Source organism: Spirillospora sp. NPDC047279 (assembly GCF_040643285.1).
GTDB lineage: Bacteria > Actinomycetota > Actinomycetes > Streptosporangiales > Streptosporangiaceae > Spirillospora.
This window is the reverse complement of the sequence record NZ_JBEYUA010000012.1, coordinates 1-25,820: the sequence shown is the minus strand read 5'-3', so window position 1 is coordinate 25,820 and position 25,820 is coordinate 1. Positions and strand designations below refer to the sequence as shown.

Annotated in this window: 28 protein-coding genes; 13 read left to right on the top strand and 15 right to left on the bottom strand. The window is 71.7% G+C overall.

Features of this window, described 5'->3' with window-relative positions; all coding sequences use genetic code 11:
* Nucleotides 1-160 precede the first annotated feature (160 nt).
* The 4 genes from ABZ810_RS28680 to ABZ810_RS28665 form a co-directional block, all read right to left on the bottom strand.
* Nucleotides 161-742, bottom strand: a complete 582-nt coding sequence (locus ABZ810_RS28680) for a TerD family protein (protein WP_358408560.1) — start codon at nt 740-742, stop codon at nt 161-163.
* Nucleotides 743-760: 18 nt separating this feature from the next.
* Complete coding sequence (locus ABZ810_RS28675) at nt 761-1,852, bottom strand: DUF475 domain-containing protein (RefSeq protein WP_358408559.1); 1,092 nt, start codon at nt 1,850-1,852, stop codon at nt 761-763.
* Between the two features lie 33 nt (nt 1,853-1,885).
* Nucleotides 1,886-2,464 carry a TerD family protein gene (locus ABZ810_RS28670; protein ID WP_358408557.1) on the bottom strand — a complete coding sequence of 193 codons (579 nt, stop codon included), beginning with the start codon at nt 2,462-2,464 and terminating at the stop codon, nt 1,886-1,888.
* 142 nt (nt 2,465-2,606) lie between these two features.
* On the bottom strand, nt 2,607-3,182 hold the full coding sequence (locus ABZ810_RS28665) for a TerD family protein (protein WP_358408556.1): 576 nt from the start codon (nt 3,180-3,182) through the stop codon (nt 2,607-2,609).
* A gap of 228 nt (nt 3,183-3,410) precedes the next feature.
* On the opposite strand from ABZ810_RS28665, the gene ABZ810_RS28660 reads away from it, so the two are divergent.
* Nucleotides 3,411-4,670 (top strand): molecular chaperone DnaJ, encoded by a 1,260-nt coding sequence (locus ABZ810_RS28660; RefSeq protein ID WP_358408553.1) that lies wholly within the window; start codon nt 3,411-3,413, stop codon nt 4,668-4,670.
* Here ABZ810_RS28660 and ABZ810_RS28655 read toward each other — a convergent pair whose 3' ends face one another.
* A complete protein-coding gene (locus ABZ810_RS28655) occupies nt 4,671-5,126 on the bottom strand; it encodes a heavy metal-binding domain-containing protein (protein ID WP_358408552.1) in 456 nt (151 codons plus the stop codon).
* 37 nt (nt 5,127-5,163) lie between these two features.
* Nucleotides 5,164-5,514 carry a hypothetical protein gene (locus ABZ810_RS28650; protein WP_358408550.1) on the bottom strand — a complete coding sequence of 117 codons (351 nt, stop codon included), beginning with the start codon at nt 5,512-5,514 and terminating at the stop codon, nt 5,164-5,166.
* A 61-nt stretch (nt 5,515-5,575) separates the two neighbouring features.
* On the opposite strand from ABZ810_RS28650, the gene ABZ810_RS28645 reads away from it, so the two are divergent.
* Nucleotides 5,576-6,040 (top strand): hypothetical protein, encoded by a 465-nt coding sequence (locus ABZ810_RS28645; RefSeq protein WP_358408548.1) that lies wholly within the window; start codon nt 5,576-5,578, stop codon nt 6,038-6,040.
* A gap of 106 nt (nt 6,041-6,146) precedes the next feature.
* Here ABZ810_RS28645 and rpoD read toward each other — a convergent pair whose 3' ends face one another.
* Nucleotides 6,147-7,292 carry an RNA polymerase sigma factor RpoD gene (gene rpoD / locus ABZ810_RS28640; protein WP_358409079.1) on the bottom strand — a complete coding sequence of 382 codons (1,146 nt, stop codon included), beginning with the start codon at nt 7,290-7,292 and terminating at the stop codon, nt 6,147-6,149.
* Between the two features lie 71 nt (nt 7,293-7,363).
* Nucleotides 7,364-9,235, bottom strand: a complete 1,872-nt coding sequence (gene dnaG / locus ABZ810_RS28635; protein WP_358408546.1) for a DNA primase — start codon at nt 9,233-9,235, stop codon at nt 7,364-7,366.
* A 108-nt stretch (nt 9,236-9,343) separates the two neighbouring features.
* Here dnaG and ABZ810_RS28630 point away from each other — a divergent pair, with 108 nt between their 5' ends.
* The gene (locus ABZ810_RS28630) at nt 9,344-9,946 is read left to right on the top strand and encodes a putative glycolipid-binding domain-containing protein (RefSeq protein ID WP_358408544.1); all 603 of its coding nucleotides are present in this window, start codon (nt 9,344-9,346) and stop codon (nt 9,944-9,946) included.
* 24 nt (nt 9,947-9,970) lie between these two features.
* On the opposite strand, the gene ABZ810_RS28625 is transcribed toward ABZ810_RS28630, so the two are convergent.
* The 3 genes from ABZ810_RS28625 to ABZ810_RS28615 are packed head-to-tail and all read right to left on the bottom strand — an operon-like array spanning nt 9,971 to nt 13,917.
* Nucleotides 9,971-11,560 carry a M20/M25/M40 family metallo-hydrolase gene (locus ABZ810_RS28625; protein ID WP_358408543.1) on the bottom strand — a complete coding sequence of 530 codons (1,590 nt, stop codon included), beginning with the start codon at nt 11,558-11,560 and terminating at the stop codon, nt 9,971-9,973.
* A gap of 60 nt (nt 11,561-11,620) precedes the next feature.
* Entirely contained in the window at nt 11,621-12,268 is a 648-nt protein-coding gene (locus tag ABZ810_RS28620; protein WP_358408541.1) for a Rid family hydrolase, read from the bottom strand.
* Between the two features lie 41 nt (nt 12,269-12,309).
* Nucleotides 12,310-13,917 (bottom strand): FAD-dependent oxidoreductase, encoded by a 1,608-nt coding sequence (locus ABZ810_RS28615; protein WP_358408539.1) that lies wholly within the window; start codon nt 13,915-13,917, stop codon nt 12,310-12,312.
* 211 nt (nt 13,918-14,128) lie between these two features.
* Between ABZ810_RS28615 and ABZ810_RS28610 the strand changes: the two genes are divergently transcribed.
* Genes ABZ810_RS28610 through ABZ810_RS28585 form a run of 6 tightly spaced genes read left to right on the top strand, consistent with a single transcriptional unit; the run spans nt 14,129 to nt 18,685 of the window.
* Complete coding sequence (locus tag ABZ810_RS28610; protein ID WP_358408536.1) at nt 14,129-14,431, top strand: urease subunit gamma; 303 nt, start codon at nt 14,129-14,131, stop codon at nt 14,429-14,431.
* On the top strand, nt 14,428-14,769 hold the full coding sequence (locus ABZ810_RS28605) for an urease subunit beta (protein ID WP_358408534.1): 342 nt from the start codon (nt 14,428-14,430) through the stop codon (nt 14,767-14,769). Before ABZ810_RS28610 ends, ABZ810_RS28605 begins: the two co-directional genes overlap by 4 nt.
* Nucleotides 14,762-16,513: an urease subunit alpha gene (locus ABZ810_RS28600; RefSeq protein WP_358408532.1), complete on the top strand. Its 1,752-nt coding sequence runs from the start codon at nt 14,762-14,764 to the stop codon at nt 16,511-16,513. The genes ABZ810_RS28605 and ABZ810_RS28600 overlap by 8 nt, the downstream gene beginning before the upstream one ends.
* Nucleotides 16,513-17,220, top strand: a complete 708-nt coding sequence (locus ABZ810_RS28595; protein WP_358408529.1) for an urease accessory UreF family protein — start codon at nt 16,513-16,515, stop codon at nt 17,218-17,220. Before ABZ810_RS28600 ends, ABZ810_RS28595 begins: the two co-directional genes overlap by 1 nt.
* 20 nt (nt 17,221-17,240) lie before the next feature.
* Nucleotides 17,241-17,921, top strand: a complete 681-nt coding sequence (gene ureG, locus ABZ810_RS28590) for an urease accessory protein UreG (RefSeq protein ID WP_358408528.1) — start codon at nt 17,241-17,243, stop codon at nt 17,919-17,921.
* Complete coding sequence (locus ABZ810_RS28585) at nt 17,921-18,685, top strand: urease accessory protein UreD (protein WP_358408527.1); 765 nt, start codon at nt 17,921-17,923, stop codon at nt 18,683-18,685. The genes ureG and ABZ810_RS28585 overlap by 1 nt, the downstream gene beginning before the upstream one ends.
* Here the strand turns inward: ABZ810_RS28585 and ABZ810_RS28580 are convergent.
* Nucleotides 18,625-19,323: a class I SAM-dependent methyltransferase gene (locus ABZ810_RS28580; protein ID WP_358408525.1), complete on the bottom strand. Its 699-nt coding sequence runs from the start codon at nt 19,321-19,323 to the stop codon at nt 18,625-18,627. The two genes, ABZ810_RS28585 and ABZ810_RS28580, sit on opposite strands and share 61 nt — an antisense overlap.
* A gap of 145 nt (nt 19,324-19,468) precedes the next feature.
* On the opposite strand from ABZ810_RS28580, the gene ABZ810_RS28575 reads away from it, so the two are divergent.
* A complete protein-coding gene (locus ABZ810_RS28575) occupies nt 19,469-20,722 on the top strand; it encodes an ATP-binding cassette domain-containing protein (RefSeq protein WP_358408522.1) in 1,254 nt (417 codons plus the stop codon).
* Here ABZ810_RS28575 and ABZ810_RS28570 read toward each other — a convergent pair.
* On the bottom strand, nt 20,719-21,078 hold the full coding sequence (locus ABZ810_RS28570) for a MerR family transcriptional regulator (protein ID WP_358408520.1): 360 nt from the start codon (nt 21,076-21,078) through the stop codon (nt 20,719-20,721). The two genes, ABZ810_RS28575 and ABZ810_RS28570, sit on opposite strands and share 4 nt — an antisense overlap.
* Before the next feature lie 129 nt (nt 21,079-21,207).
* On the opposite strand from ABZ810_RS28570, the gene ABZ810_RS28565 reads away from it, so the two are divergent.
* On the top strand, nt 21,208-22,617 hold the full coding sequence (locus ABZ810_RS28565; protein WP_358408518.1) for an MFS transporter: 1,410 nt from the start codon (nt 21,208-21,210) through the stop codon (nt 22,615-22,617).
* Nucleotides 22,618-22,632: 15 nt separating this feature from the next.
* On the opposite strand, the gene ABZ810_RS28560 is transcribed toward ABZ810_RS28565, so the two are convergent.
* Nucleotides 22,633-23,451, bottom strand: coding sequence for an SDR family NAD(P)-dependent oxidoreductase (locus ABZ810_RS28560; RefSeq protein WP_358408516.1), 819 nt, complete (start codon nt 23,449-23,451; stop codon nt 22,633-22,635).
* Nucleotides 23,452-23,525: 74 nt separating this feature from the next.
* Between ABZ810_RS28560 and ABZ810_RS28555 the strand changes: the two genes are divergently transcribed.
* Nucleotides 23,526-24,092, top strand: a complete 567-nt coding sequence (locus ABZ810_RS28555; RefSeq protein WP_358408514.1) for a TetR family transcriptional regulator — start codon at nt 23,526-23,528, stop codon at nt 24,090-24,092.
* A gap of 355 nt (nt 24,093-24,447) precedes the next feature.
* Here the strand turns inward: ABZ810_RS28555 and ABZ810_RS28550 are convergent, their stop codons facing one another.
* A complete protein-coding gene (locus ABZ810_RS28550) occupies nt 24,448-25,086 on the bottom strand; it encodes an HNH endonuclease signature motif containing protein (protein ID WP_358408511.1) in 639 nt (212 codons plus the stop codon).
* A gap of 508 nt (nt 25,087-25,594) precedes the next feature.
* Here ABZ810_RS28550 and ABZ810_RS28545 point away from each other — a divergent pair.
* On the top strand, nt 25,595-25,820 hold a 226-nt coding region (locus tag ABZ810_RS28545; RefSeq protein ID WP_358408508.1), incomplete at its 3' end, for a hypothetical protein.

The following is a 25,820-nucleotide window of genomic DNA, read 5'->3' as shown; positions in this document are numbered from 1 at the left end:
TTCCGCGTCGTCGGGCCCGCACGCGGGCACGATAACCCAGGGTATGCGGTGAATGCCGGGATTCGGCCGGACGGAAACGCCGGTGGACATCACATCGATGGCCACCGGCGTGTTCCGGCCGTCGTTTCAGAGGTGCCGCCGACGCGGAGGAACCGCCGCCTCAGAGGTGCGGGGTGACCGCGGGCACCAGATGCTGGACGGTGCGCCCCGTGGCGATGGCGCCGATGGCGGTCATCGACCAGCCCTGCCCGTCCCGCGACACCTTGGCCATGATCTGGGCGTTGTGCTGCCCGGAGCCGCTCAGGTCGTAGCGGGCGAGCTCCTGGCCGGTCGCCTCGTCCACCAGGCGGCAGAACGCGTTCTCGATCTGCGAGAAGTCCTGGCCGGTGAACGAGTTGACGGTGAACACCAGCTGGGTGATGTTCGCCGGAAGGCTCTGCAGGTCGACGTTGATCACCTCGTCGTCGCCCTCGCCCTCGCCGGTGAGGTTGTCGCCGGTGTGCAGGACCGCGCCGTCCTTGCTGCGCAGCTGGCGGAACCACACCGTGTCGGCGAGGTTGCCGCTGGCGTCGAACAGCAGGCAGGACGCGTCCAGGTCGATCGACTGCGCCTTGCCCTTCTTGCCGAACAGGCCCTTCTTGGCGATCGCGTCCCAGCCCAGGCCCATCTTGACGCGGGTGAGGTCACCTCCACCGGGCTTGGACAGAGAGACCTTCTGGCCCTTCTGCAACGAGATCGACATCTTCGTCTCCTTCGATCGTCACACTCGGGTCGAATGAAGCTGTACGTCCGGGGTGGCCTCGTCGTCCGGGCCCGCGTTCCGGTTGCGGACCACCGAGCTGACGAACGCCGCGATGATCAGGCCCGCGCCCAGGCCACCGGTGATCCACTCGGGCACGTGGTGGCCGATGCTGATGATCATGCAGGTGGCCAGGGCGCCGATCGCCCACATGGCGCCGTGCTCGAGGTAGACGTACTCGCTGAGCGTGCCCTTGCGCACCAGGTAGACCGTGAGCGACCGGATGTACATCGCCCCGATGCCCAGGCCCAGCGCGATGATGACCAGGTTGGTGCTGATCGCGAACGCGCCGATCACGCCGTCGAACGAGAACGAGGCGTCCAGCACCTCCAGGTAGAGGAACAGGAAGAACCCGGCCTTGCCGGTGGCCACGACCAGCCCGTTGGGGCCCTTCTTGGCGTCCTCGGAGTCCTCGTCGACGTCGAGCTGTCCCGCACCCTCGAACAGCTCGCCGAGGCCGCTGACCAGGATGTAGGTGATCATGCCGAGCACACCGGCGATCATCACCTCGCCCGGGTCGGCGGCGAAGTAGCCGGCGGCCACCGCCAGCGCCGCGCCGGCGATGACGACGGGCAGCTGGTCGAGCTTGCCGATGCGCACCAGCGGCCGCTCCAGCCAGGACAGCCACTGGTAGTCGTGCTCCTCGAAGACGAACTCCAGGAAGAGCATCAGCAGGAACATCCCGCCGAACGCAGCGATCATCGGGTAGGCCGACTCGAGAGCGTGCGCGTAGGCCTTCTCGTCGGTGAGCGCCAGGTCGAAGGCCTCCCACGGGCTCAGCCCCGCCGTGATCGCGACGATGGCCAGCGGGAACACCAGCCGCATGCCGAAGACCGCGATGGCGATGCCGATGGTGAGGAAGATCTTCTGCCAGAACGCGCTCATCCGCTCGAGCACCTTGGCGTTGACCACCGCGTTGTCGAACGAGAGCGAGATCTCCAGAACGGACAGGATGGCCACGAGGGCAAGCGCGGAGGGCCCTCCGTAGACGAGGGCTGCGACGAGGCCGACGGCCGTGACGCCGAAGGACCACCCGAAGGTGCGAAGAATCATGGATGCGTTTCTCTAGGCGGGGTGACTGGGGCGTTAAGCGACGTTGACGCCGAAGTCCATGGCGATCCCGGCCAGGCCAGAGGCGTACCCCTGGCCGACGGCGCGGAACTTCCACTCGCCGTTGTGCCGGTAGAGCTCGCCGAAGACCATCGCGGTCTCGGTCGAGGCGTCCTCGGTGAGGTCGAACCGGGCCAGCTCGTTGCTGTCGGCCCGGTTGACGATGCGGATGAAGGCGTTGCGCACCTGGCCGAAGCTCTGGCTCCGGTTGTCGGCGTCGTAGATCGACACGGGGAACACGATGCGCTCGCACTCGGCGGGCACCGTGGTCAGGTCGACGTTGACGACCTCGTCGTCGCCCTCGCCCTCACCGGTCAGGTTGTCGCCGGTGTGCTCGACCGAGCCGTCCGGGCTGCGCAGGTTGTTGAAGAAGACGAAGTGCTGGTCGGAGAGCACCTTGCCGCCACTGTTGAGCAGCAGGGCCGAGGCGTCCAGGTCGAAGTCTGCGCCCGTGGTGGCGCGCACGTCCCAGCCCAGCCCGACCGAGACTGCGGTGAGGTCGGGCGCGGCCTTCGTCAGCGAGACGTTGCCGCCCTTGGCCAGCGATACTCCCATGATCGCGCTGCTCCTTGGTCTTCAGATTCCTCAGTGACGACGTTCGCACGGTGGCGGGAGTTCCGCAAAACCCTGGAATTCCTCCCAGGGCGAATTTCGTGCCGGACGCCTGCGGCCGGATGGTCGTGGCGGGCGCCGGCGCCTACAGGCTGACGCCGAAGTCGGTGGCGATGCCGGCGAGCCCGGACGCGTACCCCTGGCCGACGGCGCGGAACTTCCACTCGGCGCCGTTGCGGTAGAGCTCGCCGAAGACCATCGCCGTCTCGGTCGAGGCGTCCTCGCTGAGGTCGTAGCGGGCGAGCTCGGAGTTGTCGGCCTGGTTGACCACGCGGATGAAGGCGTTGCGCACCTGCCCGAAGTTCTGGCTGCGGCTGTCGGCGTCGTAGATCGACACCGCGAACGCGACCCGCTCGGCCTGCGGCGGCATGGCCGCGAAGCTGACCTTGATCTGCTCGTCGTCGCCCTCGCCCGCGCCGGTGGTGTTGTCGCCGGTGTGCTCGACGCCGCCGTCGGGAGTGCGGAGGTTGTTGAAGAAGACGAAGTGCTGGTCTGAGACGATCTTGCCAGAGGCGTCCAGGACCAGGGCCGAGGCGTCGAGGTCGAAATCGGTGCCGGTCGTGGTGCGCAGGTCCCATCCGAGACCCACCGTCACCGCGGTCAGCCCCGGCGCCTGCTTGGTGAGGGAGACGTTGCCGCCCTTGCTGAGACTGACACCCACAGTGCCTCCAAGATCGCTGCTGCACGACGGCGCCGCACGGCGCCTCGCAATAAAGACGCTGGAAGAGATGCTATCCGTTCCCTGTGGATCGATCGCCCCTCCGGGGAAACGGCGGCATACATGGGAAAGAGGGGCACGAGGCGGCCAATTCGACCGTCCCACGTAGGTGAACTCAGGGGCCCACCTGGGCGAAACTAGAGCGAGCACGGGCACGGAAGGGAGGCAGCGTTGCGGGGACCGGGCGATCAGCGTCGTCGAGGCCGCGGGTCCGGGCGTGAAGCGGAGGCCCTCGGGTCGGCCGTCGAGGCCAAGCAGGGCGCGGCCGGCGCCTTCTACGACATGGACCAGGCGCAGAAGTACCTGGAGGGGCGCGTCACCCTGCTGACCGACCTCGACCAGAACGCCGGCGCCACGGCGCGCCGCGACTTCGAACGGCTCGACTCGGCGGCCGACGCGGCCTCCATGGGCTACATCGACGTCGTGGACGCCCACGACCTGGACTCCGCGGACCGTTCCCTGGCCGAGTACGACGCCGCGCGGCGCGCGTTCCTGGCCGTCACCGACCGGCTGCGCAAGATCACCGGCGACCTCAACCACTTCGCCGAACGGCTGGTGCCGCAGATGGCCCGGCTGGAGTCGGCGCTCGACCGGCTGCCGCCCCGGCTGACCGCGGCCCGCGACGCCGTGGCCGCTGCGGAGGCGGCGATCGAGTCCGCCCGCAAGGCGGGCATGGACGCGGCCGACCCCGAGGCGGAGCTGTCCGCCGCCCGCGAGGGCCTGGCGCAGCTCAGCGCGCAGGGGCTCGGCGGGCTCGGCCTGTCCGGGGCCCTCGACAAGGCCGACGAGGTCGCCCAGATCGCCCGCCGGGCCCGCGAGGCCGCCGAGGAGCTGCCCCGGCTCGGCGAGAAGGTCCGCAACTCGGTGGCGTCGGTCCGCACCCGCGTCGACGTGGTGGCCGGGCGCGTCGAGCCGGTGCGGCAGGCGATGAAGAAGCTGCTGGTCGGTTACTCGCAGGCCTGCTGGCAGGACCTGCGGGGCGCGCCCGAGGCCATCGAGGGCGGCGTGACCCGCGCCCGCGAGCGGCTGAACGAGGCGTCCGACCTGCTGTCGCGCAACGAGTGGAAGCGGGCCCAGCAGGCGCTCACCGCCGCCCGCACCGAGCTCAACGCCGCCGACCGCCGGGCCGGGCAGGTCACCGGGCGTGTCGCCGACCTCGACGCGGTCCGCGCCGATCCGGCGGCACCGGTCGAGTCCGCCCGCTTCGTCGTGCGCGACGCGCAGAAGCTCGCCATCGCGCAGCCGGGCGGTGCCGCGCCCGAGCACGCCCGCGTCCTGGACGGCCTGGTCGAACGGCTGGAGGCGGCCCCCAAGGCGCTCACCGGCGCGCACCCCGACTACTGGGCCTACCTCCGCGAGCTGGAGGCGGTCAAGACGGCCGCCGGCGACGTGGTGGCCCGCATCCGCGCCGAGCGCGCCGCGGGCAACTGATCAGCGCGGGCGGTCGTGCAGGCCGATGGTGAGGTTGCGCGCCGCCATGGGCGCCCCGCCGTGCTGCGGGTGGTCGCCGTAGGGGGGCGCCGCGGGCGCCTGCTGCGGCATCTGCCCCGGCTGGGGCTGGGCGGCCGCGGCCTTGGCGGGCTCGGCCCACACGGCGGTGCCGTACGCGCAGACCTCGTGGCCGCCGGACAGCTGCGCGGTGTCGAAGCACATCCCCACGACCGCGTTGGCGCCCTTGCGGTGCGCCTCCTGCGCGAGCCGGTCGACCGCCTCGCGCCGCGCCGCGGCCAGGCCGACGCCCTGCTGCTCACCCGTCACCCGGAACGTCGCGCTGCTCTGCGGCCCGCCGGGCGTGGCCTGATCGGTCTGGACGGCCACCCCGAGGACCTCACCGAGCACGTTGCGGATCTCGTACCCGGCCAGCCCGTCTGTCGTCACGATCAGCATGTCTCAACGGTAATGGAACGGCGCCGGAAATGAACCGTTATGGCACCTCTTCCACGGCACTGACCCCCGAACCGGGCCTGGACTCCCACTCCCAGACCTCCTCCAGCCGCACCCGCCCGTCGGCCAGCACGCCGATCGTCGACACGCAGTGCCCGTTGCTGGTCTCCCCGCCGGTGTTGAGCTGGCTGTAGCGGAAGTCGAGCCTGTCCCCCGCCCGCGTCCCCACCAGGCGCCCCCGCCTGATCGAGCCTCCCGCGTACTCGGCCCACACCTCGCCGCCCTCCTCGTGGTACGTGAAGAGCGTCTCGGGCACGACCTCGCCGCCCTCGGTCTCCGCCACGGCCCGGAACCGCCGTCCGTCCAGAGAGGGCGCCACCTTTTCAGTCATGCCGAAAACCTTATTAACAGATGAGTAGGCGCCGCGGCCCGAATCCCCGATCATGGCGACCATGGGACGCGCGTTCACCGTCGCCGCCTGGCTCCTGGTGGCCGTCGTCGTCCTGCCGTTCGCCGCCCTCCTGGTCGGCACGGGAGCCGACCTGGCCACCGGGAACGAGACCCCGCTCTCCCCCGCGCGGTTCCTCTTCCTGGCGGCCTTCGTCCTCACCTTCGCCGCCCCCGCCGCCTACGCGCTCCTCAGACGCCGCCGGCGGCCCGCTCCCGCCGCCCCCGGGGACGACGACCTCCTGACCGCCCTGCGCGACGGCCGGTCGAGGCAGCCCAGGATCAGCCTCTGGAAGGCGCGCCCCTTCCTCCCCGCCCCCTACGGCACGAGGACCGAGGCCGACCGCCCCGCCTGCCCCCTCTGCACGACCCCCGCCGAGACCGTGCGGATCGTCCCCGGCACCCTCACCCTGCTGCCCTGCGGGCACGCCTTCCGGGTCCGCAACCTCCCCGAGGCCGCCCGCACCTGATCGCGGCATGCCACATCCGGTCACGGCGTGAAACGGCTCTCCGCCGTGATCGTGCGACCGGGGTGGTGATCGGACGATCACGGCGGAGAGCCGGTAGGGGGCGGGGTCAGTCGAGGTATTCGCGGAGCATCTGGGCTCGGGACGGATGACGCAGCTTGGCCAGGGTCTTGGATTCGATCTGGCGGATGCGCTCGCGAGTCACACCGAACTCGCGACCCACCTCCTCGAGGGTCCGCGGGTGGCCGTCGGTCAGGCCGAAGCGCAGCTGGATGATGCGCTGCTCGCGGTCGGAGAGGGTGCCGAGGATGTCCTCGAGCTGGTCCTGGAGCAGGATGAACGCCGCCGCCTCGATGGGCACGACCGCGTCCGCGTCCTCGATGAAGTCGCCGAGGTCGGAGTCTTCCTCTCCGATGGGCGACTGCAGGGACACCGGCTCCTGGGCGATCCGCTGGATCTCGATGACCCGGACGGGCGACAGGCCCATCTCCAGGCCGATCTCCTCGGGACTGGGCTCCCGGCCGAGGTCCTGGTGGAGCTGACGCTGCACCCGGACCAGCTTGTTGATGGTCTCCACCATGTGAACAGGGATCCGGATCGTCCGGGCCTGGTCGGCGATCGCTCTGGTGATCGCCTGGCGGATCCACCAGGTGGCGTAGGTCGAGAACTTGAATCCCTTGGTGTAGTCGAATTTCTCGACCGCACGGATGAGTCCGAGATTTCCCTCCTGAATGAGATCGAGGAAGAGCATTCCCCGGCCCACGTAGCGTTTGGCGATCGAGACCACCAGACGCAGGTTGGCTTCGATCAGTCGTTGCTTCGCCCGGACGCCGTCGCGGGCGAGCAGTTCGAGGTCGAGCTGTTCCATCCGGGAGAGGATGGCGGTGTGCGCCATCTTCTCCTCGGCGAACAGTCCCGCCTCGATCGATTTCGCTAGTTCGACTTCATCTTCTGCCGTGAGAAGCGGTACGCGACCGATCTCTCTCAGGTAAATCCTGACCAGGTCGCTCGTCGGCGCCCGCTTGCCGAGGTCTCCCTCGTCCGCTCGCGTGACGTCCTCGGTCTCCTGTTGAGACTCGAGAACCTCTACCCCCTGCTCTGCGAGCATCCGGACGATCCGTTCGAGGGAGTCGTCCGGCAAGTCGGAGCGATCGAGTGCAGCAGCGACGTCATCGACGGTTACACCGCCGCGTTCTCTGCCACGTGCGACAAGGTCAGCCACCTGATCAACCGATGGCGCCTCGCTAGGCAGCACCGAAGGGCCCACGGGGACAGTCTGCGTTATCGAGGCCCTAGATCACAGGACCCATTTTGCGGTCTCTTGACTTACTGGGACCCAAGCCCTCGCTCCCGCAACTCCCGTCTCCGCTGCTCAAGCGCGACAAGATCGCCGAAGAGCTTGTTGTACTCCTCACCCTGTTCGACCGGATTCAGCCGTCCGAGTTTAGATTTCACGTCGGCGATCATGCGTGTGAGCTGCCGCTCCTGAATTCGGGCGAGCAGCTCTACGGCATAACGGTCATCCGATTCCTGTGCGGACCGTGTCGGCTCCACAGCAAGCTGCGTGATCAGGGCTTTGACCTGCTCGTTCGGTGCGTGCTCATGGAGCGCGGCGACCCATTCGGCCGCCCCGGCCACCACAGCGACCCCACCCGTCGCAGAGATGACCGCCCGGACGGCGGCGTGCGGCGGGGCGATGAACGCCTCGGGCGGGACGTCGTCGAAGACCGGGCCGAGGAGGGACGGGCGCTGCACCGCGATCTTGAGAAGCTCGCGCTCGCGCTGGACGTCCGGGTCGTTGGGGTCCCAGGCGGGACGGTCGGCGGGCGCCTCGGGCTCGCCGGTCCGCCCGTTGCGCCGGCCCTGCTCGCGCGCCGCCAGCTCGCGGACGCGGCGCAGCACGAACTGCTCGTCCATGATGCCGAGCCACCGGTCCAGGCTGACCGCGTACATCTGCCGGAGCGCGCGGTCCTTGATCTTGGCGACGACGGGGGCGGCCGCGTCGAGGGCGGCCAGGCGCCCCTCGGCGGTGTCGAGGTTGTGCTGGGAGATCGCGCTGCGGACGGCGAACTCGAAGAGCGGCTGGCGGGAGGCGACCAGGTCGCGCACGGCCGAGTCGCCCTGCCCGATCCGCAGGTCGCAGGGGTCGAGACCGTCGGGCTGCACGGCGACGAAGGTCTGCGTGACGAACTTCTGCTCGTCGGCGAACGCCCGCAGCGCGGCCTTCTGGCCGGCCGAGTCGCCGTCGAACGTGAAGATCACCTCGCCGCGGAACTCGTCCTGGTCCATCAGCAGGCGCCGGAGGATCTTGATGTGATCGTCGCCGAACGAGGTGCCGCAGGTGGCGATGGCCGTCGGGATGCCGCTCAGATGGCAGGCCATCACGTCGGTGTAGCCCTCCACGACCACGGCCTGGCGGCGCCGGGCGATCTCCTTCTTGGCCAGGTCGGCACCGTAGAGCACCGAGCTCTTGTGGAAGATCGGCGACTCGGGGGTGTTGAGGTACTTGGGGCCGTCGTCCTCGTCGTAGAGCTTGCGCGCCCCGAAGCCGATGACGTCGCCGGACAGGTCGCGGATCGGCCAGAGGAGCCGCCCGCGGAACCGGTCCATCGGGCCGCGCCGGCCCTCCTTGGCCAGCCCGCCGGCGATCAGCTCCTTGTCGGCGAAGCCGCGCCCCCGCAGGTGGCGGACCAGCGCCTCCCACTCGCGCGGCGCGAACCCCACGCCGAAGTGCGCGGCGTCGGACGCCTCGAAGCCCCGTTCGGACAGGAACTTGCGGCCGATGATCGCCTCGGGCGTGTTGAGCTGCTCGGCGAAGAACTCCGCCGCCGCCTTGTGCGCCGCGACGAGCCGGGCCCGCTGCCCGCCGTCCTGCCGGGGGGTGAACCCGCCCTCCTCGTAGCGCAGCTGGATGCCCGCCTTGGACGCGAGCCGCTCCACCGCCTCGGAGAACGACAGGTGCTCCATGTCCTGGACGAACTTGATGACGTCGCCGCCGACGCCGCAGCCGAAGCAGAAGAACAACCCGCGAGCCGGCGTCACGTTGAACGACGGCGACTTCTCGTCGTGGAACGGACACAGGCCCTTGAGGTTGCCCCCGCCCGCGCTGCGGAGCTGGAGGTACTCACCGATCACTTCTTCGACGGAAGACCGCTCTCGCACGAGAGCGATGTCCTCATTCCTGATCCGGCCTGCCACGACGTTGGAGTCTAATCTCGCCCCACGACATCCGGCGCATCACGCCAGAACCGGCCCCCGCCGCTCACGCAGCGTGTCCGCCGCCCGCCTGGGTAGGGGGACGCCATGATGACACCGGTCGTATGGGTCAAACCGGAGGGCGCCGAGCTCGCCGAGGTGGAGTTCGGCGACGGGCGGCTGGCGGCCAAGGGCACGGCCGTCGGGGGCGACCCGCTCCCGTACCGGCTGGAGTACGAGCTGACGACGGGCGAACGCTGGATCACCTCCCGGCTGCTCGTGGAGGCGTACGGGACCGACCCGGAGACGGGGCCGTGGCGGCGGTGGCTGGAGCTGGCCAACCGCCCGGAGGGCGAATGGACGATCAGCGCGCGGGCCGAGGGCAAGATCAGGCTGCCGCCGCCCGGCGGGGACGCCACGTCCCTCGCGGGCGCGCTGGACTGTGATCTCGGTCTCTCGCCGCTGACCAACACGATGCCGGTGCTGCGCGGCGGCCATCTGGAGGGCGGGCGGCCGGAGGGCGGGGAGCACGAGTACCTCATGGCGTGGGTCTCGGTGCCCGACCTCACGGTGACCCCGTCCCGGCAGACGTACGCGCACGTCCGCCGGGACGCGGTCCGCTTCTCCAGCCCGGGTTTCACCCGGACGATCGAGTTCGGGCCCGACGGCCTGGTCGAGGACTACCCCGACATCGGCCGCCGCGTCAGACCGTGAGGCCGGGCCCCGAGGCTCCGGGGGTCAGACCCGGAAACGTTCGAACAGGCGGTACATGAACTCGGTGCCCTGCTGGAGCGCGGCCACCGAGATGCGCTCGTCGTTGCCGTGCATGCCGATGAGCTGGTCGTTGTCGAGGACGTACGGGTAGACGCCGTAGCCGGGGACGCCGCGCGAGGTCCACGGCGACAGGCTCGTCCCCGCCTCGAAGAGCGCCGGGGCGAAGACCGCGTCGGGGTAGGTCTTCCCCGCGGCGTCCTTGATCGCGGTGTACAGCGGGCTGTCGATGGACGAGGGCGGCTTGGCGAACGTCTCGTCCAGGCGGGCGAGCGCGGCCTCCTCCGTCTCACCCGCGTTGCCGACCAGCTTGACCTGGACGTCGCGGTCCGCCAGCAGCCGTCTGACCTGGGCGAGGAAGTCGCGCGGCCGCTGCCCGCCGGGAACGCCCCGGCAGTTGACCCGCAGGGTGGCCGACGACGGGATGACGTTCTCCTTGTAGCCCGCGTCCTCGATGACGAACGCGTGCGTGGTGCGCAGCAGCGCGCGGTGCAGCCACGGGTACGAGCTGCGCTTGACGACCAGGGCCGCGGCGCGTTCCCGTGACGGGCCGGACCGGGCGCTCAGCAGCAGCTCGACGGCCCGCTTGAACGGCCTGTCGCCGGTCGCCGCGGCCAGCGCCGCGAAGTACTCGCGGGTGACCGGCGTGAGCGTCACCGGCGCCAGCCAGCCGTCGAGCTCGGCGACGGCGCGCGACAGCTTGGCGATCGCCGAGTCGGGGTTGGGCTTGGACGAGTGCGTCGCGGTGCCGTCGGCGACCAGGTCGAGGTTGAAGTAGACCTTGTCCTGGCGGGTGACCGTGATGAGCATCGGCGTCGTCCGGTCCTTCTGGGCCAGGAACCAGCCGCCCTCGGTGAGGACCATGCCCGCGTCGATCTTGTTCCAGTGGTTCTCGGCGAGCCAACGGGAACCGTGCGGACCGGCCTCCTCGTCGCAGTCGGTGAGGACGATGATGTCCCGGTCGAAGGAGCCCTTCTCGTCGAGGTGCCGCAGCAGGGCGGCGATGAACGCGGCGTTCGCGCCCTTCATGTCCAGCGCGCCGCGGCCGTAGATCTCACCGTCCTTGACCACCCCGGCGAACGGGTCGACGGTCCACTTCGAACGTTCCACCGGAACGACGTCGGAGTGGCCGAGCAGCAGCAGCGGCGGGTTGGCCGTGGTGCCGCGGATGCGCGCGATCAGGTGGACGTTGTCCTTCGTGGGCGTGGGGATGATCTCCGCGCCGACGCCGGCGGAGTCCCACATGGCCTTGAGCATCTCGGCGTGCGGGCGGGTGACGCCGCCGTCGCCGGCGTTCTGCGTGTCGAAGACGAGCATCTTCTTCAGCAGGGCGAGGGGATCGAGATCGGCGGGCGCGATCGCCCGCACCGGGGTGGTGCGGGCGACCGCGGAGCCTCCGCCGGCCGCCAGGCCGCCCGCGAGGAGGGCCGCGCCGGCGCCGGCGCGGCCGAGGAACGCGCGGCGGGAGAGCGGAACCGGCACGGAAGCCGGACCGGACGAGGGGTCGGGAGGCGGGGACGGGGCGGGGGTCGGAGAGGTCGGCGGGAGCTCGGACATGGATCTCCTTGTCTCCTGGTGCCGGGCGCCGTCACCTCCTGGTGGCGGGCGCCCGCTGTGTCACCTGTGGCGGAAGGCCGCGACCACCTCGACCTCGACGAGCCAGCCGTTGACCGGCAGATTCTCGATCTCGAGGGTGACACGGGACGGCCTGGCGGGGTTGACGAGCAGGGGTTTCGCCGGCGTGGCGCTTCCCAGCGGCACGTCGACCGGCTTGCCGGTCGCCAGGTCGGTGTTGGCGTAGAACTGGCGGTACGCGCGGTTCCAGCCGGCGAAGTCGGCCGCCGCGGCACCGGGCGGGTTCGCCAGGTACGCCCGCATCGAGATCACGTCCTTCGGGGTGAGGCCCTGCACCTTCAGGTTCTCGGTGATCTGCTTCAAGACATTGATCGCTTGCGCCTCGGTTGTCGAGACCCCGGGCGGCAGCGTGCCGCCGGGGAAGTCGATGTACCGCTCGGGCGTGCCCGCCGGGGCGGCCGGGTTGGCGTCCCTGGGCCCCAGGCCGCTGGAGGTGTACGTGGCGACCAGCGCGCCGGTGGCGACGCCGTTGGCGATGGAGGGGTTGGTCTGCCCGTCCGGCAGCGCCGGCCGGACCTCGGTCAGCTTGGGCGGCCGCGGCGCCCGTTCCGGCGCGGCCGAGGCCGCTCCGCCGATGCCGACGGCAGCGGCGGTGACGAGCCCGCCGACGATGATCCTGCGCCCGTTCATCCGTGTCCTCATCCCGTGGCCTCTCATCGTCCTGTGGCCCCTCATCCCTGGAGTACGCGCTGGTGGAGCTCGGTGACGACCTTGCGGGCCGACTCGAACGAGCCGTGCTGCCAGGCGATCTCGTAGCTGAGCCAGTCGCCGGCGTAGTAGACGTTGCCCTGCGGGGCGCAGAGCAGCTTGTACTCGGCGCCGCGGCTGGGCCAGGAGATCCAGCCGCCCTCGATGTGCGGCTGGCGGCTCCAGGCGATGGACGCGGACGCGGCGATGTCCTGGCGGTACTTGTCGCCGTGGATCTTCGCGCCCATGTCGAGGGCCCGCCGCAGCCTTTCGGGGTGCGTGAGCCTGGCGTACGCGTCGGCGCTCCCGCCGAAGTTGTAGTAGCCGACGACCAGGCCGCGCCGCCCGTTGTAGCCGTAGGACGGGTACCAGATCGTGGAGAGGTCCAGGTCGGTGTTGGTGATGCCGCCGTAGATGTTGTCGTCGCGTTCCCACCAGCGGTTGCGGTACTCCAGGCCGATCTTGCCGGTGGACGCGGGGACCGGGGTCCTCAGCGCCGCCTGAACGTTCGCGCCGAGGTTGTGCGGGATCCTGGCCAGGATCTGCGGCGGCAGCGTGGCGACGCAGTAGTCGGCCTCGATCACGCGGGTGCGGCCGTACCGCTCGTACTCGACCCTGACGCCGGACGCCAGGTTGGTGATCTCGGTGACCTTGGCGCCGGTGCTGATGCGCCCGGGGCCGACCGCCTTGGCGAGCGCCCGCGGGATGGCGTCCATGCCGCCGACCGGCTGGAACATCAGCATCGCCTGGCTGTAGCCGAACTCGAACGAGAAGTAGCGGCCGACGCCGCTGGCGAACACCTCGCTCAGCGACGGCGGCGGGCCGAGGAGCGTGCCCGCGGTCTCCCCCGCGCCCGGGTCGACGGTGTAGCCGCGCCGGTCCGTGCCGGTGTAGGCGAACCCGTTCGCCCTGCTCCCGATGGCGCCGAAGCCGGACAGGAACGACAGCAGGCGTTCCTTGTCGGTCGTGGTGAGCCGCTGGTCCAGCGCGCCCTGGTCGGTGGCCTTGGCGAGAAGCTCGGAGATGTACCCGAAGACGTCGGCCTTGGCGGTGCGCCACTTCACCGGCGCGGTCATGCCCGCCGTCTCGTTGTAGAGGTAGGCCTCGGCGTTGGAGTTGGTGAAGACCTCCAGCGGGACTCCCAGCTCGCGGCAGTAGTCCATGGTGGTCATCCACTGCGCGATGCGGGCGGGCCCGGCGTTCATGTACTGGCCGTCGCTGAACCCGACGCGCTGCGTGGGGCCGTCGATCTCCGTCAGCCGGTCGCCGCCGCGCAGCGTGCGGTTGCGGCCGCCCACCCGGTCCTGCGCCTCCAGCACCGTCACCTGGTAGCCGGCCTTGCCCAGCTCGTAGGCGGTGGCCAGGCCGGCGACACCGGCGCCGAGCACGACGACCTTGGCGGCGCCCCGGCCGCGCAGCCGGAAGTCGGAGGCCTGCGGGGGGTCGAACGGGGCCTTGGTCGCGGCCTCCGCGGACGGGGCCAGGCCGAGCGCCCCCATGGTGGCGAACATCGCGCCGGCGCCGCCGGTGGCCCCCACCCTGGTGAGGAAACCGCGCCTGCTGACGCCCTGTGACTCTGCCGAAGTCGGCAATGGACACCTCCAAGATCTCTTCGCCAGGAGTCTTCGATCAGCACGTTTCGGCAGATGTTCCGGTTTGTAATAGACAGGTTTCCGGATGTGGTTGCCGCCGTGTGAGCCGAATGTGTCGGTCGTGTTTCGGGCGACACAGGCTTGTGAAATGACTGTTAAAGGGCACCGCGTCCCGTTCCGCCGCGGCCCGCGCCGGGACTAGCGTGCGGGTGTGCTGATCACCCCACATGAGCAGGAGCGCCTGCTGATCCACGTGGCCGCGCAGGTGGCCCGGGACCGGCGGGGGCGCGGACTGCGGCTCAACCATCCCGAGGCCACCGCCATCATCGCGGTGCACATCCTCGAAGGCGCCCGGGACGGGCGCACCGTGGCCGAGCTCATGGAGTCGGGCCGCACCGTGCTCTCCCGCGACGACGTCATGGAGGGCATCCCGGAGATGCTGGACTCGGTCCAGATCGAGGCGACGTTCCCCGACGGGACCAAGCTCGTCACCGTCCACCGGCCGATCCCGTGAGCGCCGCCACGCCGCCCGCCGGGGGCCTCGTCCCGGGCCAGGTGATCCCGGGCGACGAGCCGGTCGAGCTCAACCCCGGCCGCCCGCGCGTCGCCGTCACCGTGGTCAACACCGGCGACCGGCCCGTCCAGGTCGGCTCGCACTACCACTTCGCCGTGGCCAACCCCGCGCTCGAGTTCGACCGCGACGCGGCGTGGGGCCGGCGGCTCGACGTGCCCGCCGGCACGGCCGTGCGGTTCGAGCCCGGCATGACCCGCGAGGTCTCCCTCGTTCCCCTCGCCGGCGCCCGCGTGGTGCCCGGCCTGCGCCTGGAGAGCCGTGGAGCCCTCGATGACTGAGATCCCGCCCGCCCGGCTGTCCCGGGCCCGCTACGCCGAGCTGTACGGGCCGACCGCGGGCGACCGCGTCCGGCTCGCCGACACCGACCTGCTGATCGAGGTGACCGAGGACCTCAGCCGCGGTCCCGGCGGCGCCGCCACCGGCGACGAGGCGGTGTTCGGCGGCGGCAAGGTGATCCGCGAGTCGATGGGCCAGGCCCGGACGACGCGTGCCGACGGTGCCCTCGACCTGGTCATCACCGGTGTCGTCGTGCTCGACCACTGGGGCGTCGTCAAGGCCGACGTCGGCGTCCGCGACGGGCGGATCGTCGCGCTCGGCAAGGCCGGCAACCCCGACACCATGGACGGCGTGCACCCCGGCCTGGTCATCGGCCCGTCCACCGAGGTCATGGCCGGCAACGGCAAGATCCTCACCGCCGGGGCCGTCGACTCGCACGTGCACCTCATCTGCCCGCAACTGCTCGAGGAGGCGCTCGGCGCGGGCGTCACCACGCTCGTCGGCGGCGGCACCGGCCCGGCCGAGGGCACCAAGGCCACGACCGTGACCGGCGCCTGGTACCTGCACCGCATGCTGGAGGCCCTCGACTCCTGGCCGGTGAACGTGGCGCTGCTCGGCAAGGGCAACACGGTCGGCGAGGACGCGCTCTGGGAGCAGCTGCGCGCCGGGGCGTCCGGGTTCAAGCTGCACGAGGACTGGGGCACCACGCCCGCCGCGATCGACGCCTGCCTGCGCGTCTGCGCCGAGTCCGGCGTCCAGGCGGCGCTGCACTCCGACACCCTGAACGAGGCCGGGTACGTCGAGTCGACGCTCGAGGCGATCGGCGGCCGCGGCATCCACGCGTACCACACCGAGGGCGCCGGCGGCGGGCACGCGCCCGACATCATCACGGTCGCCTCGCACCCGAACGTCCTGCCGTCCTCCACCAACCCGACCCGCCCGCACACCGTCAACACCCTCGACGAGCACCTCGACATGCTCATGGTGTGCCACCACCTCAACCCGTCGGTGCCCGAGGACCTGGCGTTCGCCGAGTCGCGCATCCGGCCGACGACGATGGCGGCCGAGGACGTCCTGCACGACCTGGGCGCGATCTCGATGATCGGCTCGGACTCGCAGGCGATGGGCCGCATCGGCGAGACCGTGATCCGCACCTGGCAGACCGCGCACGCCATGAAGAAGCGGCGCGGCGCGCTGCCGGGCGACGGCTCCCCGTCCACGCCCGCCGACAACCTGCGGGCCCGCCGCTACGTCGCCAAGTACACGATCAACCCGGCGATCGCGCACGGGCTGGACGGCGAGGTCGGCTCGGTCGAGCCGGGCAAGCTGGCCGACCTGGTGCTCTGGGACCCGGCGTTCTTCGGCGTCCGCCCGCAGGTGGTGCTGAAGGGCGGCGTGATCGCGTGGGCCGCGATGGGCGACGCCAACGCCTCGATCCCGACCCCGCAGCCGGTCCTGCCCCGGCCGATGTTCGGCGCCGCCGCGCCGGTCGCCGCCGCGACGTCGGTGCACTTCGTGGCGCAGGCCGCGCTGGACGCCGATCTCGGCTCGAACGTCGACGTGCGCCGCAGGTTCGTCCCGGTGAAGGGCACCCGCGGCCTCACCAAGGCGAACATGCCCCTGAACGACGCGCTGCCGTCGATCGAGGTGCATCCGGACACCTTCACCGTGTCCATCGACGGCGACGAGGTCGAGCCCGCGCCCGCCACCGAGCTGCCGATGGCCCAGCGCTACTTCCTGTTCTGATGAACGCGTCGCTGCTCCTGCTCGCCGACTCGCGGCTGCCCGCCGGGGGCCACGCCCACTCCGGCGGGGTCGAGCCCGCCGTGACGGCGGGCGCGGTGCGGGACGTCGAGGGCCTGGCCGGGTTCCTGCGCGGGCGGCTGGCCACCTCCGGCCTGGTCGCCGCGGCCCTGGCCGCCGCCGCGTGCGCCCACGCGGCGGCGGGGGAAGCGGCGGGGGAAGCAGCTGCCGGGGAACGGGCGTGGGAACGGCTCGACGCCGAGGCCGACGCACGGACGCCCTCTCCCGCCCAGCGGCAGGCGGCCCGCGCGCAGGGCCGTTCGCTGCTGCGCGCCGCCAGGACGACCTGGCCGCACCCGGCGCTGGACGCCCTCGCCGCCACCACCCGCGAGCCCCACCACCCGCTCGTGCTCGGCGCGGCAGCGGCGGCGGCGGGCGGCACGCCCCTCGACGCGGCGGCCATCACCGCCTCCGCGGCGATCACCGGGCCCGCGTCCGCGGCGGTGCGCCTGCTCGGCCTCGACCCCCTCGCCGTGCACCGCGTGCTCGCCGCGCTGTCGGCCGACGTCGACGCGACGGCGGCCGAGGCGGCGGCCGACGCGGCGGCGGACCCCCTGGACTGGACGGCGCTGCCCGCCGCGTCCGCCCCGGTCCTGGATCTCTACGCGGAACTCCATCACGGCGCCGACCTGCGCCTCTTCGAATCCTGACGTACGACCCGGAGGTGCTCATGGGAGCCGGACACGACCACTCGCACGACCCGCACACCGCCGCGCCCGCGCACGGCCGCGCGCTGCGGCTGGGCATCGGCGGGCCGGTCGGCAGCGGCAAGACCGCGCTGACCGCCGCGTTGTGCCGCACGCTGCGCGACGAACTGGACCTGGCGGTCGTGACGAACGACATCTACACCACCGAGGACGCCGACTTCCTGCGCCGCAACGCCGTCCTCGACGACGACCGCATCACCGCCGTCCGCACCGGCGCCTGCCCGCACACCGCGATCCGCGACGACATCTCCGCCAACCTGGACGCGGTCGAGGCGCTGGAGGAACGGCATCCGGGCCTGGACCTCATCATCGTGGAGAGCGGCGGCGACAACCTGACCGCGCTGTTCAGCCAGGGCCTCGCCGACCGGCAGATCTTCGTGCTGGACGTGGCGGGCGGCGACGACGTGCCGCGCAAGGGCGGCCTCGGCGTCGCCGCGGCCGACCTCCTGGTCGTCAACAAGACCGACCTCGCCCCGCTCGTCGGCAGCGACCTGGACATGATGGCCCGCGACTCGGCGCGCGTCCGCGGCGGCAAGCCGGTCGCGTTCACCTCGCTGCGCGAGCAGCCCGGCGCCCCCGAGGTCGCCGGCTGGGTCCGCGCCGTCCTGCACGAGGCCCGCCACCACGACCACGCGCACGCCTGATGACCCGCGGCTACACCGCTCGCGCCGCCGCGCGCGCCGAGCGCGACGCGACCGGCCGGACCCGGCTGACCAGGATCCGGTCGGACGGCCCGCTGGCGCTGCGCGAGACCGCCGACGCCCTCTACCTGGTCGGCGCCGCCGCCGGGCCGCTCGGCGGCGACGACTTCGCGCTGTCGCTGGAGGTCGGCGCGGGCGCCCGCCTGGCCGTACGTTCCGTCGCGACCACGCTGGTGCTGCCCGGCGACGGCGAGTCGCGCATGACGGTGCGGGCCGAGGTCGGCGCCGGCGGGCATCTCGACTTCGCGCCCGAGCCGACGGTCGCCGCCGCCGGCTGCGACCACCGTTCCGCCGCCGGGATCTCCCTCGCGGAGGGCGCCACGCTGCGCTGGTACGAGGAGCTGATCCTGGGCCGCCACGGGGAGCGGCCCGGCAGGCACACCGGCCGCTTCGACGTGACGCTCGGCGGCGTCCCGCTGCTGCGGCACGAGCTGCGCCTCACCGACCCCTCGACGTTCGGCAGCCGCGCGGTGCTCGGCGACGCCAAGGCGGCCGGCAGCGTGCTCCTGGTCGCCCCGGGCCTCACCCGGACGCCGTACACCGCCGAGGGCCTGGCCGTCCTCCCGCTGGCCGGTCCCGGCGTCCTGGTCACCGCGGTCGCCGCCGACTCCGCCGCCCTCCGCCGGCGGCTCGCCCGCGGCGAGGATCACGCGGCCGGGACGAGCCGGAACGCGACGAAGGCGGGCGCGGCCTCCAGCTTCTCGTAGTCCTCGGGATAGCGGGCGGCCATCTCCGGCACCGGGCGCGGCTCGCGCAGCTCCTCGATCAGGAAGCCCGTCTCGCGGAACTCCGCGCAGATCTCCGACATCGGCCGCCGCCACACCCGGATCGGCCAGTCGTTCTCGGCGCTCAGCGACACCTCGACCGGCTCGCAGGTGAAGTACGACCCGCCGAACGCCACCCAGTCGCTCACCGGGTGGTGGGTCGAGACCACCAGCGCTCCCCCGGGCGACAGGACGCGCCGCAGCTCGCGCAGCGTCGCCACCCGGTCGTCCAGGTAGTGCAGCGCCAGCGCGAGGACGATGAGGTCCACCGACCCGTCCGGCACCCAGTGCAGCGGCTCGGCCAGGTCGTGCACCCGCACGTCGGCCGCGTCGCCGACCCGGTCTCGGGCCAGCTTCACCATGGTCGGGCTCTGGTCGAACGCCAGGACCCGGGCCCCGCGCCGCGCCAGCTCCACCGCGTACAGGCCGGGCCCGCACGCGGCGTCCAGGACCGTGCGGCCCCGGACGTCGCCGGCGAGCTCGAGCACCGCCGGCCGGTCGTACATCGCGTTGTACGGGCTGCCCTCCGCGTGCTCGGCGTACTCGCGGGCGAAACGTTCGTAGATCGGTCCATCCGGCATCTCGCGAGAATCCCACGATCCGCGTGACATGAGCGAGTCAGGTGACACGATCTCGCAGTCAACCTGGGAGACCCTGGACAAAACCGGACTCGCGCGATGGGATCGACAGGATGTAACCAGTGTCACATCCAGGGTGGGCGGCCCGATGACCGACGTTGTGCTCGACGGTGTCGACAAGGTGTATCCCGGCGGGCTGCACGCGGTGCACGACCTCGGCCTGCACATCAGGGACGGCGAGCTGTTCGTGCTGCTCGGCCCGTCCGGCTGCGGCAAGTCCACCGTGCTGCGCATGATCGCGGGCCTGGAGGAGATCACCTCGGGCGACCTGTGGCTGGGCGGCTCGGTCGCCAACGAGCTCTCGCCGCGCGACCGCAACGTCGCGATGGTCTTCCAGAACGGCGCGCTCTACCCGCATCGCAGCGTGCGCGGCAACATGATGTTCCCGCTGCAGATCACCAAGGACGACCCGGTCGAGGCGCGCGGCAAGGTGACCGAGCTGGCCCGCGCGCTCGGCCTGGACTCCATGCTCGACCGGCTGCCCGGCACGTTGTCCGGCGGCCAGCGGCAGCGCGTCGCGATGGGCCGCGCGCTGATCCGCGAGCCCTCCCTCTTCCTGATGGACGAGCCGCTCTCCAGCCTCGACGCCGGCCTGCGCGCCGAGCTCCGCGTCGAGATCGCCGCGCTCGTGCGCTCCACCGGGGCGACCACGGTGTACGTGACGCACGACCAGGTCGAGGCGATGACGATGGCCGACCGCATCGCCGTCATGCGCGACGGCGTGCTGGAGGACGTCGGCACCCCCGAGCAGGTCTACCAGGACCCCGCCACGATGTTCGTCGCCGCGTTCCTCAGCTCACCGCCGATCAACCTGATGAGCGCCACCGCGTGGGCCGTCCAGGATCAGGGCGTGGTGCTCGACCTGGGGCCGCAGCGCCTGACGCTGCCCTGGGACGACCCGCGTTCGACCGGCCTCATCCACCACCACGGCGAGCCCGTCACGGTCGGCCTGCGCGCCGACGCGCTCACCCAGGTCAGCGGCCCCGCGACCGGTCAGGAGCTCACCGGCCAGGTCCGGACGCTGGAGTTCCACGGGCACGAGTGGCTGGCGTACGCCGAGGCCGGGATCCCGTCCGTGGACGCCACCGAGTTCACCCAGCGGGTGGCGCCGCAGCACGTCGAGCCCGCGGTGTCGCGCGTCAAGGCGCTGTTCCGCCGTCCGGCGCCCCAGCCCGAGCCCGAGCTGGAGCACACCGGCCACCACCGCCGCACCGACCTGATCTTCCGCATCATCAGCGGCCCGCGACCGCAGCGCGGCGAGGAGGTCAGGCTCGCGGTCGCCCTCGACCGGCTGCTGGTGTTCGACGCCCGGGGCCGCCGGATCGGCCCGGTCTCGCGCTAGACCTGGTCGCCGTAGTAGCCGATCTTCCACTGGATGTGCGCCTGCTGCGACCGCAGCAGGCCGATCTGCGCCTCGACCCGCTGGTCGTGGGCGCGGAGCAGCGCCAGCCGTTCCACGATCGTCTCGTCTCCGCCCCGGGCCAGCTCGGAGTAGCGCAACATCTCCGCGATCGGCATGCCGGTGTCGCGCAGGCACCGCAACATCCCGAGCCACGCCAGGTCGTCGTCGCTGAACACCCGGCGCCCCGAGGAGTTGCGCGCGATGTCCGACAGCAGCCCGATCTTCTCGTAGTAGCGCAGGGTGTCGATGCTGAATCCGCTCTTCTGAGCGGTCTCGCCCGGAGAGTAAAGGCTCACCCCTCCACTCTTCCACCTGGAGTGTGCTCCAGGTCAACCGAGCCGGAGACACCGCCGCTCCCGCACCGATGAATCGGCGCCCGGTCGCGCCTCTCCATAGGAGACGGCCCGACTCGGAAAGGCATCTGAATGAGCAACCCACCACGCGCGGTATGGACGCTCGTCCTGGCACCCCTCGGGGTGTTCCTCACCGCACTGGACATCGTCGTCGTGGCGACGGCGCTCCCGGTCATGCGCACGCAGCTGGACGCGAGCCTGGCCGACCTCGAATGGACCATCAACGCCTACAACCTGGTGTTCGCCTGCCTGATGTTGTCCGGCGCGGCCCTCGGCGACCGGTACGGGCGCCGCCGCATGTTCGTCACGGGCCTCACGGTGTTCAGCCTCGCGTCCGCCGTGGCGGCCCTGTCCACGACCGCCGAGGCGCTCATCGTCGCGCGCGTCGTGCAGGGCGCGGGCGCGGCGGTCATCCTGCCGCTGACCCTCGTCCTGATCGTCGAGGCGTTCCCGGGGGAACGGCGCGGCGCCGCCATCGGCGTCTGGGGCGCCGTGGCCGGGCTCGGCGTGGCCGCCGGCCCCGTCATCGGCGGTGCGATCACCGAGGGCCTGTCCTGGCAGTGGATCTTCTGGGTGAACGTCCCGGTCGGGCTGACGGCGGCGGCGCTCTCCCTCGTCCTCCTCCGCGAGAGCCGCGGCCCGAACCCCCACCTGGACGTTCCGGGCCTGCTCCTCGCCGGCGCCGGCCTCTTCGCCCTCACCTGGGCCCCGGTCCGCGCCCCCGCCGCCGGCTGGGCCAGCACGGAAGTGATCGTCGCGCTGGTCGCCGGCGCCGCGTTCCTGCTCGCGTTCCTCCGCTGGGAGGCCCGCACCCCGCACCCGATGGTCCCGCTGCGCCACTTCCGTTCCCGCGGCTTCTCCGCGTCCAACGCGGTGGCGTTCCTCCAGCAGGTCTCGCTGATCGGCTCGCTGTTCGTCATCGCGCAGCTGCTCCAGGTCGGGATGGGCTACTCGCCCTGGGAGGCGGGCCTGCGCATCCTGGTCTGGAACGGCACGCTGATGGTCACCTCCCCGATCGCGGGAGCCCTCGCCGACCGCTTCGGCAACAGGCCCTTCATGGTGGGCGGCATGGCGTTGCAGGCCGCCGGGCTGGGCTGGCTCGCGGCGGTGGTGGAACCCGGCGTCCCCTACTCCTCCCTGGTCGCGCCCCTCGTCGTCTCCGGCGTCGGCCTCAGCGCGGTCATGCCCACCGTCGCCAACGCCGTGACCGCGTCCGTCCCGTTCTCCGACGCGGGCGTCGCCTCGGGCGTCAACAGCGCGCTGCGCGAGCTCGGCAGCGTCTTCGGCGTGGCGATCATCGCGCTGGTGTTCGCGGGCCAGGGCGGTTACGCCTCCCCTGCGGCCTTCATCGACGGCTTCGTCCCGGCGATGTGGACCGCCGCCGCCATTGCCCTCGCCGCCGTCCTCCCCGCCCTGCTCGCGTCACCGAACACCCCGGCCGCCGCCCCGCACCCGGCCCCCCGGCCCCGGGCGACGGTCTGACGTCCGGCGGGCCGCCTACGTCCGAACGGGCGGCCCGCCGATGAGCTCCACGGTGACGTCATGCAGCCGGGCCGCGCGGACCGGATCGAAGTCCTCACCCTCCAGCGCCAGGGGCTTGCCCTGCTTGAACGCGCTCACCGGGGCCTCGGGCCGTTCGTCCATGAGACGCGCGATCGGCACGATGGCCTTCTCCGGCGACTTGGCGAACGCCTTGGCGAGCACCTTCGTCAGGACCCGCCGCGCCGGGGGCAGCGGGTCGGCCATGCCGGTGTCGACGAACCCCGGGTTGTAGAGCACATAGCGCGTACGGGCGCCCGGGTGACGTTCGGCGAAGTCGGCGCCCAGCAGGTCGAGGCACCGGGAGGCCTGCATCGAGGCGCGCATTCCCTTGTACCTCCGGGTCAACTGAAGGTCGTCCCAGTGAACGGTGCCCGGCAGCCCTCCCGGCCCCGCGATGTTCATGATGACCGGGGCCTCCGCACGTTCCAGCCGTTCCACCAGCCCGTGCCCGATCACGAAGCGGCTGAGGTACATCAGGGCGAACGTGAACTCCAGGCCGTCCGCCGTCTCCTCCCGCGACGGCCGGAACCGCTGCGCCCCGAAGACCAGCCCGTCCACCACGTCCGGAACCTCCTCGACCACCCGCCGCATCCCCTCCAGCGTGCTCAGGTCCGCCCGCAGGAACGAGGCGTTCTCCCCCGCCTCCGCCACGAACCGGCGCCCCTTCTCCGCCCCGCTCGCCACCGCGATCACGCGGTCCCCCCGCCGCGCGAAGTGCAGCCCGAGCGCCCGTCCCATCCCGTCCGTGCCACCAGTGATCACGTACGTGCGCATCTCGCCTCCCAAGTCATCGATCGATGACACAAGCCTAGCGCCAAGTCAGCAGGTGATGACTTATGCTGACTTCCATGGAACGCAAGCGCCGCGACAAGGCGGCCACCCGTGCGGCCCTGCTCGACGCGGCGCGCCTGCGCTTCGCCCGGCAGGGCTACGACGGCACCGGAGTCCGCGACATCGCCGCCGACGTGGGCGTCGACCCCGCCCTGGTCTTCCGCTACTTCGGCTCCAAGGACGACCTCTTCGAGGAGGCCGTCCACGTCGAGATCCCCGAGTCCGCCGGCGGCTCGCTCACCGACATCACCGCCGCACTGCTGAACGACGTCGTCTTCGCCGACCGGCAGGAGTTCGACGGCGAGCACCCCCTGATCGTGATGCTGCGCTCGTCCGGCCGCGCCGAGGTCCGCGACCGTCTCCGCCACGACCTCTGCGAGGGCTACCTGCGCACCTTCGCCGACCACTTCAAAGGCGCCGCCCCCGACCTCCGCGCCGAACTCGTCGGCGCGCTCCTGGTCGGCATCGGCGTCATGCGCTCCGTGGTCGCCTCCCCAGCCCTGACCCAGGCCCCCTACGAGGAGACCCTCCCCCTGGTCCAACGCCTGGTGGCGGCCCTAGACCAACCGCCCGCTCACCCGTAGACGTCAGGCTGGGCCACGCACCAATGGTCCGTCGGGGTGACCCACATCAAGACACCCGGACTGACCTGATGCAGCGTCCAATCGCTCCGCAGCCCGAGCCGCTGATGCCGCCGACCCAACGCAGCCAGACTGCACGGACACATCACCCCACCCCCGATCATGCAGCGCGGAACGTCAAGGCCGCCCCGACCCACCAGTCTCCGGCACCCCGAGAAACGGCACCCCCGACCACACACCCGCACCATCGCCCAGACCTTGCAGCCGGACCGGAACGACCACAGACCAGCGCACACATCTGGAACGTTGGCGGCGAGCGCCCCCATCCTGGATGAAAGGGGCCGGGCGCTCGCGGACCTCAGCCGTAGGTGTCGGGCTGGGCCATGTACCAGTGGTCGGTCGGCGTGACCCACATCAAGACACCGGGGCTGACCTGGTGCAGCGCCCAGTCGTTCCGCTGTTTGAGCCGGTGGTGTCGTCGGCACAACGCGGCCAGGTTGCACGGGCATGTCGCCCCGCCCTGATCGTGTGGCGTGGAGTGGTCGAGGTCGCACCGGTGCGCGGGTCTGCGGCATCCGGGGAAGCGGCAGGTGCGGTCACGTGCCTGCACCATCGCGCGGGTCTTGGAGCCGGGCCGGTAGGGGGTATCGCCGTGGGCGATGGCCTCACCCTTGTCGTTCACCACGGTCACACACCAGCGCGCGTCCCGGGCGTTGCCGGCGAGCGTCCTGGCGACCTCGCCCAGGATCGGCCCGTACCCGCCGATCTCGCCCGGCTCGTCGGCGAGCTTGAGGTACGTGGTGAGCGGGACGGTGAGCTGGACGGTGCCGACCTGGGCACCCGCCCGAGCCGCGACCTCACCGCTCCACACGACCGGCGCCTCGCCGCCCTCACCCCCGCCAGGCTCGTCGCAGTCCTGGAACCAGGGTCGGATCTCCTCCACCCCAGCGTCCGGATAAGCGCCCGGCGAGACCTCGCCCACCTGCACGTCCGTCATCGAGCCATCCGTGGGAAGGGTGGCCGGAGACTCCGGCCCCGGGATGCACACGTTCAGGCTGCTGTCCTGGCCATCAGGTCGAGCCTGCCGCGGGCCGAGCCATGCCCCATCGCCGTCGTCCCCCTCAAAGGTGGCCGCGTTGGCAGGTGGAGCCTCAGCGCGGCGAACCACAGGATCTGTCGATGGCGGGGAGACTCCCGGCAACGCGACGCCCGGCTGCGCGTCCGTCGCGGCCCTGGCGGCTGGCGCCGTGACCAACGACTCCCGGGGCACGCACGCGGCCAGGCGGTGGTCTCGGCCATCGACTCGAGCTGACCTGGTGTCACACCCCGGCGCACCCCCAGCACCAGCGAAGGCGGCGGCATCCGCAGACGCGGCAGCCACGCCACGACCGACCACAGGCACATCCGACGCAGGCACATCCGACGCAGGCACGTTCGACGCAGAGGCGGCTGGCTCAGAGGCGGCTGGCGCAGGCACGTCCGGCGCAGAGGTGGCTGGCGCCGGGGTGGATGCCGTGGGGGTGGATGCCGTGGGGGTGGATGCCGTGGGGGTGGATGCCACGGGAGTGGGGGTGGCTGGCGTGGGAGTGGCTGCCGGTGTGGCTTGTGTGGGGGTGGCTGATGTCGGGATGAGGGTGGTGGGGAGGATGCCGAGGAGGAGGGAGAGGAAGACGTCGGCGCGGATGGTGTCCAGGCGGCGGTGGTCGCCGTCGGTTTTGAGGGCGCGGGCGA

Bases quoted from the DNA above. Each gene is read 5' to 3' on its own strand.
- ABZ810_RS28680 (WP_358408560.1), bottom strand. From the start codon at position 742: ATGTCGATCTCGTTGCAGAAGGGCCAGAAGGTCTCTCTGTCCAAGCCC.
- ABZ810_RS28675 (WP_358408559.1), bottom strand. From the start codon at position 1,852: ATGATTCTTCGCACCTTCGGGTGGTCCTTCGGCGTCACGGCCGTCGGC.
- ABZ810_RS28670 (WP_358408557.1), bottom strand. From the start codon at position 2,464: ATGGGAGTATCGCTGGCCAAGGGCGGCAACGTCTCGCTGACGAAGGCC.
- ABZ810_RS28655 (WP_358408552.1), bottom strand. From the start codon at position 5,126: ATGCTGATCGTGACGACAGACGGGCTGGCCGGGTACGAGATCCGCAAC.
- ABZ810_RS28650 (WP_358408550.1), bottom strand. From the start codon at position 5,514: ATGACTGAAAAGGTGGCGCCCTCTCTGGACGGACGGCGGTTCCGGGCC.
- ABZ810_RS28645 (WP_358408548.1), top strand. From the start codon at position 5,576: ATGGGACGCGCGTTCACCGTCGCCGCCTGGCTCCTGGTGGCCGTCGTC.
- ABZ810_RS28630 (WP_358408544.1), top strand. From the start codon at position 9,344: ATGACACCGGTCGTATGGGTCAAACCGGAGGGCGCCGAGCTCGCCGAG.
- ABZ810_RS28625 (WP_358408543.1), bottom strand. From the start codon at position 11,560: ATGTCCGAGCTCCCGCCGACCTCTCCGACCCCCGCCCCGTCCCCGCCT.
- ABZ810_RS28620 (WP_358408541.1), bottom strand. From the start codon at position 12,268: ATGAACGGGCGCAGGATCATCGTCGGCGGGCTCGTCACCGCCGCTGCC.
- ABZ810_RS28600 (WP_358408532.1), top strand. From the start codon at position 14,762: ATGACTGAGATCCCGCCCGCCCGGCTGTCCCGGGCCCGCTACGCCGAG.
- ABZ810_RS28595 (WP_358408529.1), top strand. From the start codon at position 16,513: ATGAACGCGTCGCTGCTCCTGCTCGCCGACTCGCGGCTGCCCGCCGGG.
- ureG (WP_358408528.1), top strand. From the start codon at position 17,241: ATGGGAGCCGGACACGACCACTCGCACGACCCGCACACCGCCGCGCCC.
- ABZ810_RS28585 (WP_358408527.1), top strand. From the start codon at position 17,921: ATGACCCGCGGCTACACCGCTCGCGCCGCCGCGCGCGCCGAGCGCGAC.
- ABZ810_RS28580 (WP_358408525.1), bottom strand. From the start codon at position 19,323: ATGCCGGATGGACCGATCTACGAACGTTTCGCCCGCGAGTACGCCGAG.
- ABZ810_RS28575 (WP_358408522.1), top strand. From the start codon at position 19,469: ATGACCGACGTTGTGCTCGACGGTGTCGACAAGGTGTATCCCGGCGGG.
- ABZ810_RS28565 (WP_358408518.1), top strand. From the start codon at position 21,208: ATGAGCAACCCACCACGCGCGGTATGGACGCTCGTCCTGGCACCCCTC.
- ABZ810_RS28560 (WP_358408516.1), bottom strand. From the start codon at position 23,451: ATGCGCACGTACGTGATCACTGGTGGCACGGACGGGATGGGACGGGCG.
- ABZ810_RS28555 (WP_358408514.1), top strand. From the start codon at position 23,526: ATGGAACGCAAGCGCCGCGACAAGGCGGCCACCCGTGCGGCCCTGCTC.
- ABZ810_RS28550 (WP_358408511.1), bottom strand. From the start codon at position 25,086: ATGACGGACGTGCAGGTGGGCGAGGTCTCGCCGGGCGCTTATCCGGAC.